The organism is Actinomadura sp. KC06, from assembly GCF_004348735.1.
Classification (GTDB): Bacteria; Actinomycetota; Actinomycetes; order Streptosporangiales; family Streptosporangiaceae; genus Spirillospora.
The window spans coordinates 1-7726 of record NZ_SMKT01000259.1; the positions used below are offsets into that span (position 1 = coordinate 1).

Sequence of the window (7726 nt, forward strand, 5' to 3'; positions counted from 1 at the left end):
GTTCCGGCGCGGCCGCGTCCGGCGATGTGGCCGTCGTCGACCAGGCGCTGGTAGGCCTCGGTGACCACGCCGCGCGAGACGCGCAGGTCGGCGGCCAGGGCGCGGGTGGCGGGCAGGCGGCTGCCGACGGGCAGGCGGCCGTCGGCGATCGCGGCGCGGAGCCGTCCGGCGAGCCAGTCCGACAGGCCGCCGGGCGGCGCGTGGGCGGGGTCGAGCTGCAGGAAGTCCGACCCCCGCGTTATGGACCGGTCGGGCTCGCCGGGATTGGACCTGTTCACCAGGCCATTGTGGGGGCACGGTGGCGTCCATGGAAGCGACCACGACGGCGGACGACCCGGCGAGCGGTCCGGGGAACGGGTATGTGCACGGGTATTCGGGGCGGGAGGCGCGGCGGCTCGGGGACCAGGCCGAGGCGCTGGCCGATCTGCTGCACGACGGGACGTCCTACCCGGCGGGGAGCCGGGTGCTGGAGGTCGGCTGCGGGGTCGGGGCGCAGACGGTGCAGCTGCTGGCCCGCTCCCCCGGCGCGCGGCTGACCGCGGTGGAGGTGTCGGCCGCGTCGCTGGAGCAGGCCCGCGCGCGGGTCGCGGCGTCCCTTCCGAGGGCTCGGGTGGACTGGCGGCATGGGGACCTGCACGACCTGCCGTTCCCCGACGGCGCGTTCGACCATCTGTTCGTGTGCTTCGTCCTGGAGCACCTGCCGGACCCGCGGGCCGCGCTTGCGGGGCTGCGGCGGGTGCTGCGGCCCGGCGGGACCGTCACGGTCATCGAGGGCGACCACGGGTCGGCGTTCTTCCACCCCGACAGCGCGCACGCCCGCGCCGCGATCGCGCACCTGGTCGCGCTGCAGGCGGCCGCGGGCGGGGACGCGCTGATCGGGCGGCGGCTGGCGCCGCTGCTGTCGGCCGCCGGGTACGCGCGGGTCGGCGTGGGACCGCGGACGGTGTACGCCGACGGGAGCCGTCCGGCGCTGGCGCGGGCGTTCACCCGCGACACCTTCACCGCGATGGTCCAGGCGGTCCGCGCCGACGCCGTCGCCGCCGGGCTGGCCACCCCGGCCGACTGGAACCGCGGCGTCGCCGACCTGCACCGCACCGCCGCCCCGGACGGCACATTCCACTACACCTTCTTCAAAGGCACGGCCGTCAACCCGGCCCCTTAGCGGTCGACCCGGCCCCCTTAATCGGATATTCGGTTGTGCGGGCGGCGCCCGGGCTGGTCTCCTAGGGATATCGCCCTTCCGGTGCGAAGGCCACGGGATACTTCTTTCTGCAAAAGAGCACCCAGTCCCGAGGCCGCCTCCGATCTCGGAAGGGCTCGGGCGAACTGCAGAGAGCGCCCGGTGCGCAGGTGAGAGTTACTTCGACACATAATCGAGTGGTTGCGGGTTCGAGTCCCGCCGCGAGCCCTTGGGGCTCGTGTAGCTCAAGGGTTAGAGCGCTTCGTGCCTCTCGCCGACCTCCGATCTCGGGCGCGCTCTCTGGTCACAACTGAACACGCACCTCCCGGTGCGCAGGTGGACGGATACTTCGAGGTTCGATTCCTTACTGGCCCCTCATGGGCCTGCCGCCCCATTCGGCGGGGCAATTCCGTGCGCCGACTCGATCTCGGGAGGGAGCACATTTCCTTGCGGTGCCCGGTGCGCAGGCAACGGATACTTCTTTGGGGATCCACAGGGCGCGGGTTCGAATCCCGCCGCCGTCCATGGGGGCGGCGTAGCTCAGCACGGCAGAGCAGTGGACGCGTCGGACCGTCGCCGATTCCTGATCTCGGGCATCACCGCGAACACCTGGAAGGGCTCCCTCATTTCTTGGGAAGGGAGCCCTGCTCATGGCGAAGTTCAACCGCGGCACCGTCCGCGCGGCGGTCTCCAGCGCGATCCGCGCCGGGGCGGCGCCGTCCGGCCGCACCCACGAGGGCGCGCCCGGCTACGCCCGCGACGCCAAGGGCGAGCTGTTCCTGCTCGCCGTGGCGAACATGGTCGGCGAGGACACCTTCTACGAGTCCGCCGGCGACCGCGACGCCCGCTTCCGCGACCTGGTCCACCGCGTCGCCGTCGACGACGCCGACTGGATGGCCGGGTTCCTGCCGTGGCTGCGCGGCGAGGCGAACATGCGCTCGGCGCCCGTCGCCGCCGCGCTGGAGGCCGTCCACGCGCGCCTGGACGCCGGGCTCAACGGCGGCAACCGGCAGCTCGTGGCGAGCGTCCTGCAGCGCGCCGACGAACCCGGCGAGGCCCTGGCCTACTGGACCTCCGCCTACGGCCGCGCCGTGCCCAAGCCGGTCAAGCGCGGCATCGCCGACGCCGTCCGGCGCCTCTACACCGAGCGGTCCCTGCTCAAGTACGACACCGGCACGCACGGCTTCCGCTTCGGCGACGTGATCGACCTCGTCCACCCGGCGCCCGCGCCCGACAAGCCGTGGCAGGGCGAGCTGTTCGCACACGCCCTGGACCGGCGGCACGGCCGCGGCGGCGAGCCCGCGCTGCCGATGCTGCGGGCCCGCCGGGAGCTGATGGCCACGCCCGCCGCCGAGCGCCGGGCGGTCCTGCTCGCCGCCGACGGCCCCGACCGACTGCGGTCGGCCGGGATCACCTGGGAGGCCCTGGCGGGCTGGCTGCAGGGCCCGATGGACGCCGCCGCGTGGGAGGCGATCATCCCCGGCATGGGCGTGCTGGCGCTGGCGAGGAACCTGCGCAACTTCGACCAGGCGGGCGTGTCCGACGAGGCCGCCGCGACCGTGGCGGCCAGGCTCGCCGACCCCGGCGTGATCGCCCGCTCGCGCATGTTCCCGTTCCGGTTCCTGGCCGCGCACAAGGCCGCGCCGTCGCTGCGGTGGGCGTGGCCGCTGGAGCAGGCGCTCAACCACTCCCTGGCCAACGTGCCCGCGCTGACCGGCCGGACGCTGATCCTGGTCGACCGGTCCGGGTCGATGTTCGGTCGCGTCTCGGACAAGTCCGGGCTGAACCGCGCCGACTCCGCCGCGATCTTCGGGACGGCGCTGGCGCTGCGCGCGGCCGCCGCCGACCTGGTGGAGTTCGGCACCGGCCACCGGCCCGTGCGCGTCGGCGGGGGCGAGTCGCTGCTGACCGTGCTGGGGCGGTTCACCTGGATGGGCGGGACCGACACCGCCGCGGCCGTCCGGGAGAACTACCGCAAGCACGACCGCGTCGTGATCGTCACCGACGAGCAGGCGTGGGGCGGCCGCCACGGCGCCGACCCGACCGCGCAGGTCCCGGCGGACGTCCCCGTCTACACCTGGAACCTGGCCGGGTACAAGCACGGGCACGGCCCGTCGGGCGGCGGGAACCGGCACGTGTTCGGGGGCCTGTCCGACACCGCGTTCAGGCTGATCCCGCTGCTGGAAGGCGGACGCGACGCCGCCTGGCCCTGGCTGCGGTAGGTCAGTCCTCGGGAAGGAGCGGGCCGAGGGGGCCCAGGTCCAGGTTGAGGTCGTGGTCGTCCAGGCCGAAGTGGTCCTTCAGGCGGGTCATGGCCTCGTCCAGGCGCATCAGCGCCAGGCCGAGCGCCTCGACCTGGTCGGCGCTGAGGTCGCCGCCGTCGGCGCGGCGCAGCGCCTGCCGCTCCATCAGCTGCCGGATCAGCTCCACCAGTGTCAGCACCAGCTTCACCAGGTCCCGCTCCACCGTCTCGGGGTCGGACCGCAGCCGCTGCATCGTGCGCGACGACCGCTCCCGCGGGCCCTCCGCGGGGGCGGGCGCGGTGGTGAACGGGTACGCGTCGGGGGCGTCGCGGACCTCCGCCTCGCCCGTCACCGGCTCCCGCCCGGGCCCGCGTCCGGGCCGCCCTGGGCGGCCGGGGCGGTCGGGGTGGTCGGGGCGGGTCACGGGCGTTCCTGCGGTCCGGGCGCGTCGGGCAGCAGCTCGTCGCGGACGGTCGTGATCAGCGCCCGCAGCGACACCTGCACCAGGTCGACGCCCGCGATCGAGATCACCAGGTCACCCGTGATGACGACGCCGCCGGCCAGGAGCCGGTCCAGCAGGTCCACCAGCGCGATCCGCTCCATCGGGACGTCGCGGCCCTGGTCCAGGACGGCGCTCACACGCCCTCCGGCCCGCCCGCGGGCGCGGCGGCGGCGTCGGTGTCGGCGGTGTCGATGAACGAGTACGGCGGCCACGGCCCCGTCACCTCCACCTCCACGCCAGGCAGCCTGTCCGCGGCCGTGCGCGCCACCGCGAGGAAGCCCTCGACCCGCTCCTCGTCCAGCAGGTAGGCGACGTTGAGGATCTGCGCGCCGGGCCGTCCCGACAGGCGCGGGTCCTGCGGCGGGTGGTGCCGGGACGCGACGGCGTGGTCGGCCAGCGCCGCGTGGACGTCGGCGGCGCGCTGGGCGGCGCGGCGGCCCGCGTCCTCGCGGCGGCGGCGCTCCCGCTGGCGGCGCTGCAGATACGCCGTCCCCACACCCCCACCCCCACCGGGGTCGGAGCCGGCGCCGGGGTTGGGGCCGGTGAGGGGCTCGGCCCTCGGCGCGAGCCCCCCACCGGGATCTGTGAGGCCCCCGTCCCCGTGGTCCGGGATACCGGGGGCGGCGTAGGCCTTGACGCCCCACTCCGAACGGCCCGCGATGCCGTCCAGCACCTCGCCGAACCGGGCGCTCTGCGCCGCCAGCACCTCGGCCACGCGCGCGTCGTCGCGGTAGATCGTCGCGATCCGGACCGGCGCGGTCGGCGCGGCGTGCGCGGCCCGGTCCACCACCGCGTGGTGGGCGCGCGCGGTGGCCTCCAGCCACGCCAGGTCCTCCAGGTTGGCGCGCAGCGCCGCCTCCCCGTACTCCTCGAGCCGGACGGTGCTGACCAGCGCGGTCAGCCCGCCCTCCACGACGCCGCGCACGGGCGCGCCCGCGACCCCGGCGGCGCCGCGCAGCGCGCCCGGGTCCAGGCCGCGCGCCACCCCGTACAGGTAGACGGCCGTGCCGTCGGCGGCGAACGGTCCCGCGGTCATGGTCATCACGTCGGCTCCTTCCCGCCGGCGGCCGAAGCGCCGCCCGCGGCGCCCGGGCCGCCCGAGGCGGCCTCCAGCGCGGCGAGGCGTTCGCGGAGCCGCCGGTTCTCCTCCTCCAGCTCCCGGTCGCGGCCGCCGGCGACCTCCCCGGCGGGACGCGCCTTGGACGACAGCGACGGGTCGTGCTCCCACCAGTCGATGCCCATCTCCTTCGCGCGGTCCACCGACGCCACCAGCAGCCGCAGCTTGATCGTCAGCAGCTCGATGTCCAGCAGGTTCACCCGGACGTCCCCGACGATCACGATGCCCTTGTCCAGGATCCGCTCCAGCAGGTCGGCCAGGCTGGCGCCCTGCCGATCGCCCGCCATCGACCGTGCCGGCGGCCGGGACCCGCCCCAGGAGATCTCACTCAACGCTCTTCAGTCCCTCTCCACTCGTCCGCGGGGATAGCGGCGGGTGCGCCGGTAGGCGACCAGCTCCCCGTCCGCGTCGACCTCGGTGTCGTAGACCGCGAGGATGTCGGCGGAGTCGGGGATGCGGTGGGTCTCCACGACCTCCACCGTGACGCGCCAGCCGTCCTCGCCGGCGCGCTCCACCCCCACCACGCCCTCGGCGCAGCGGCCGGTCATCGCGGTGACGTGCTCGACCGCCCGCTTGGCGGCCTGCGACGCGGACAACATTCCGGGCCTCCCTGGCTAGCCGCCCGCCGGCCCGCGGCGGGCGTGGCCTTCGTTCAGCCGGCGGATCAGGTCCTCCTCGCGGGCCGCGGCCTCCTCCTCGGTGATCTCCCCGGCGGCGGCCTCGTCGGCGACCTGCTGCATCTCCGCCGCGATCCGCGCCGGGTCGTACAGCTGCGCCTCGGCCTGCTCGGTGAGGACCTCCGCCAGCCACGCCACGCCCCGCACGGGCGCCAGCGGCAGCGTCAGCAGTCCGGTGAACAGGCCCATCGGCTCAGACCTCCGGGACGAAGTCATAGGGCGGAAGCGGCCCGATCAGCCGGACCCGGACCCGGTCGGCGTGCGCCCGGCCCAGATCGTCGACGGTCCGCTCGAACTCGGCGCGGCGGTCGGCGCGGACCAGGAACGAGGCGTCCAGGACGTCCTCCTCCCGGACCGGCGGCTTGCTGGTGAACGCCTCGGCCGCCGGCGCGGCGCCGTCCAGCAGCGCCTGCCCGTCGCGGTCGCGGCGCCGCTGCATCGCCTGCGCGATCAGCTCGCCGAGCCGGACGCGGTCGTAGTAGACGGCGTCGGCGATGTCGGGCGGCACCTCCCGCAGCCGCCGCGACAGCTCGGCGATCTCCGGGTCGGCGGCCATGATCTCGCGCAGCACCGTCTCCTGGACGTAGGTGGCCTTCAGCCGCAGCTCGATCTTGCCGTCGAGCTCGTCCAGGACCTGCCCGAGCCGCTCGGCGTTGGCGGCCAGCAGTTCCTTCTGCACGGCGGCGCGGTCGGCCATCGCCGCCCCGAACCGGAACGGCACCACCACGGTCCCGGCGTCCACCAGCGCGTTCAGCACCCGCTGGTGCGCCACCAGGTCGGCGCGCTCGCCGAGCGCCCGGCCGCCGGGCAGCGCGCTGACGACCGCGGCGCACACGCCGCCGTCCTCCACCAGCGACACCGGCCGGTCGTCCAGGCCGTTCACCTCGGGCGGCAGCACCGCGCCCGAGCGGGTCACCCCGTACACGTACTGCGGTTCCCCGGGGGCGGGGGCGCCGGGGGGCTGCGGCGTGCTCATTCCTCGTCCTCCTTCTTGCGGGACGAGCGGCGCCGCGCGGGCTGCTTCTCCTCATCGTCGGAGTCGCCGGAGTCGCCGGAGTCGCCGCCGAAGGTCTCCTTCAGCCGCTCTCCCGCTCCTTCCAGCGCGCCGCGCGTCTTCTTCTTCGCGCCCGACTCCTGCATGCCCTCCACGAACTGCGGCAGGCCCTGCGAGGTGCCGTCATGGGAGATGTCGAGCCGGTTGCAGGCCTCGGCGAACCTCAGATAGGTGTCGACGCTGGCGACCACGATCCGCACGTCCACCGTGAGGATCTCGATCCCCACCAGCGACACCCGCGCGTACACGTCGATGACCAGGCCCTTCTCCAGGATCAGGTCGACGACGTCGGCCAGGCTGCTGCCCGACCCGCCGCGCTGGACGTATCCGGTGCCGGAGGTCTGCTGGGCGATCGGCCCAGTCATGTCATCCACTCCCTCGATCGGGGGTATTCGTCTCGGTCTGGCACGCCCCCCGATGTACCCGCACCGATCTGCCTAAACGGATCCCCTGTTTTCGGTCAGCGGCCGGTCAAGGCGGTCAGGGGGGTGAAGCCGCAGGTGGGCGGGGTCAGCGCTTCCTGGCGGTGAGGCGTCCGACGGCGAGGCCCACGGCCGCGGCAGCCGCGATCGGGGCGGCGCGCAGGAGCCTGGCGAGCGTCACCAGCCGCGCCAGCCCGGCGACCCGTCCGGGCAGCGCCGCGACCTGTCCGCCGACCTGGCCCGCGCTCTTGCGGGCGCCGTCCTGGACGCCCTGCGCCGTGGTCTTGGTCGCTCCGGTGGCCCGCCGCGCCGTCGCGGTGCCCTTGCCGGTCGCTTTGCCGGTGGCCTTGCCGGCCGCCTGGCCGGAGTCGTTCACCTTCTGTGACTTGCCGCTGGGAACTCGGGGGGTGTTCATCATGCGTCCCTTCCATCCGGGGGGTCATCACGCGGCCGGCGGCCCACGGCCGCCGCCGCAACGCGCCTACCCCGCCGGGCGACCGCAAACATCCCGCCCCACGCCCCTGTCTCTTA

At 74.8% G+C, this 7726-nt stretch carries 12 protein-coding genes; 2 read left to right on the forward strand and 10 right to left on the reverse strand.

The features are described from left to right. The coding region (locus E1287_RS40585; RefSeq protein ID WP_131971027.1) for a winged helix-turn-helix domain-containing protein at nt 1–278 on the reverse strand (278 nt) is incomplete at its 3' end. Between the two features lie 29 nt (nt 279–307). On the opposite strand from E1287_RS40585, the gene E1287_RS40590 reads away from it, so the two are divergent. Together E1287_RS40590 and E1287_RS40595 are read left to right on the forward strand one after the other, a co-directional pair. Then, the gene (locus E1287_RS40590) at nt 308–1162 is read left to right on the forward strand and encodes a methyltransferase domain-containing protein (protein ID WP_131971029.1); all 855 of its coding nucleotides are present in this window, start codon (nt 308–310) and stop codon (nt 1160–1162) included. 668 nt (nt 1163–1830) lie between these two features. After that, nucleotides 1831–3402 carry a TROVE domain-containing protein gene (locus E1287_RS40595; RefSeq protein ID WP_131971031.1) on the forward strand — a complete coding sequence of 524 codons (1572 nt, stop codon included), beginning with the start codon at nt 1831–1833 and terminating at the stop codon, nt 3400–3402. A gap of 1 nt (nt 3403) precedes the next feature. On the opposite strand, the gene E1287_RS46120 is transcribed toward E1287_RS40595, so the two are convergent. From E1287_RS46120 to E1287_RS40640, 9 genes are all read right to left on the reverse strand, one after another. Then, nucleotides 3404–3847 carry a gas vesicle protein K gene (locus E1287_RS46120; RefSeq protein WP_243719778.1) on the reverse strand — a complete coding sequence of 148 codons (444 nt, stop codon included), beginning with the start codon at nt 3845–3847 and terminating at the stop codon, nt 3404–3406. Beyond that, nucleotides 3844–4062 (reverse strand): gas vesicle protein, encoded by a 219-nt coding sequence (locus E1287_RS40605; RefSeq protein WP_243719779.1) that lies wholly within the window; start codon nt 4060–4062, stop codon nt 3844–3846. Before E1287_RS40605 ends, E1287_RS46120 begins: the two co-directional genes overlap by 4 nt. After that, nucleotides 4059–4967, reverse strand: coding sequence for a GvpL/GvpF family gas vesicle protein (locus tag E1287_RS40610; protein ID WP_243719780.1), 909 nt, complete (start codon nt 4965–4967; stop codon nt 4059–4061). The genes E1287_RS40605 and E1287_RS40610 overlap by 4 nt, the downstream gene beginning before the upstream one ends. Further along, nucleotides 4967–5329 (reverse strand): gas vesicle protein, encoded by a 363-nt coding sequence (locus E1287_RS40615; RefSeq protein ID WP_131971049.1) that lies wholly within the window; start codon nt 5327–5329, stop codon nt 4967–4969. Before E1287_RS40615 ends, E1287_RS40610 begins: the two co-directional genes overlap by 1 nt. Before the next feature lie 51 nt (nt 5330–5380). Beyond that, nucleotides 5381–5641 (reverse strand): gas vesicle protein GvpO, encoded by a 261-nt coding sequence (gvpO, locus tag E1287_RS40620; RefSeq protein ID WP_131971033.1) that lies wholly within the window; start codon nt 5639–5641, stop codon nt 5381–5383. Nucleotides 5642–5656: 15 nt separating this feature from the next. Next, nucleotides 5657–5908 (reverse strand): gas vesicle protein GvpG, encoded by a 252-nt coding sequence (locus E1287_RS40625; RefSeq protein ID WP_131971035.1) that lies wholly within the window; start codon nt 5906–5908, stop codon nt 5657–5659. 4 nt (nt 5909–5912) lie between these two features. Then, nucleotides 5913–6695, reverse strand: coding sequence for a GvpL/GvpF family gas vesicle protein (locus E1287_RS40630; protein WP_131971037.1), 783 nt, complete (start codon nt 6693–6695; stop codon nt 5913–5915). Beyond that, a complete protein-coding gene (gene gvpJ / locus E1287_RS40635) occupies nt 6692–7138 on the reverse strand; it encodes a gas vesicle protein GvpJ (RefSeq protein WP_131971039.1) in 447 nt (148 codons plus the stop codon). The genes E1287_RS40630 and gvpJ overlap by 4 nt, the downstream gene beginning before the upstream one ends. Before the next feature lie 145 nt (nt 7139–7283). Next, complete coding sequence (locus E1287_RS40640; protein ID WP_131971041.1) at nt 7284–7613, reverse strand: hypothetical protein; 330 nt, start codon at nt 7611–7613, stop codon at nt 7284–7286. Nucleotides 7614–7726 lie beyond the last annotated feature (113 nt).

What these genes read in the sequence shown, in the direction of transcription:
- E1287_RS40590 (WP_131971029.1), top strand. Translation starts at nt 308, where the DNA reads ATGGAAGCGACCACGACGGCGGACGACCCGGCGAGCGGTCCGGGGAAC.
- E1287_RS40595 (WP_131971031.1), top strand. Translation starts at nt 1,831, where the DNA reads ATGGCGAAGTTCAACCGCGGCACCGTCCGCGCGGCGGTCTCCAGCGCG.
- E1287_RS40610 (WP_243719780.1), bottom strand. Translation starts at nt 4,967, where the DNA reads ATGACCATGACCGCGGGACCGTTCGCCGCCGACGGCACGGCCGTCTAC.
- E1287_RS40615 (WP_131971049.1), bottom strand. Translation starts at nt 5,329, where the DNA reads ATGGCGGGCGATCGGCAGGGCGCCAGCCTGGCCGACCTGCTGGAGCGG.
- gvpO (WP_131971033.1), bottom strand. Translation starts at nt 5,641, where the DNA reads ATGTTGTCCGCGTCGCAGGCCGCCAAGCGGGCGGTCGAGCACGTCACC.
- E1287_RS40625 (WP_131971035.1), bottom strand. Translation starts at nt 5,908, where the DNA reads ATGGGCCTGTTCACCGGACTGCTGACGCTGCCGCTGGCGCCCGTGCGG.
- E1287_RS40630 (WP_131971037.1), bottom strand. Translation starts at nt 6,695, where the DNA reads ATGAGCACGCCGCAGCCCCCCGGCGCCCCCGCCCCCGGGGAACCGCAG.
- gvpJ (WP_131971039.1), bottom strand. Translation starts at nt 7,138, where the DNA reads ATGACTGGGCCGATCGCCCAGCAGACCTCCGGCACCGGATACGTCCAG.
- E1287_RS40640 (WP_131971041.1), bottom strand. Translation starts at nt 7,613, where the DNA reads ATGATGAACACCCCCCGAGTTCCCAGCGGCAAGTCACAGAAGGTGAAC.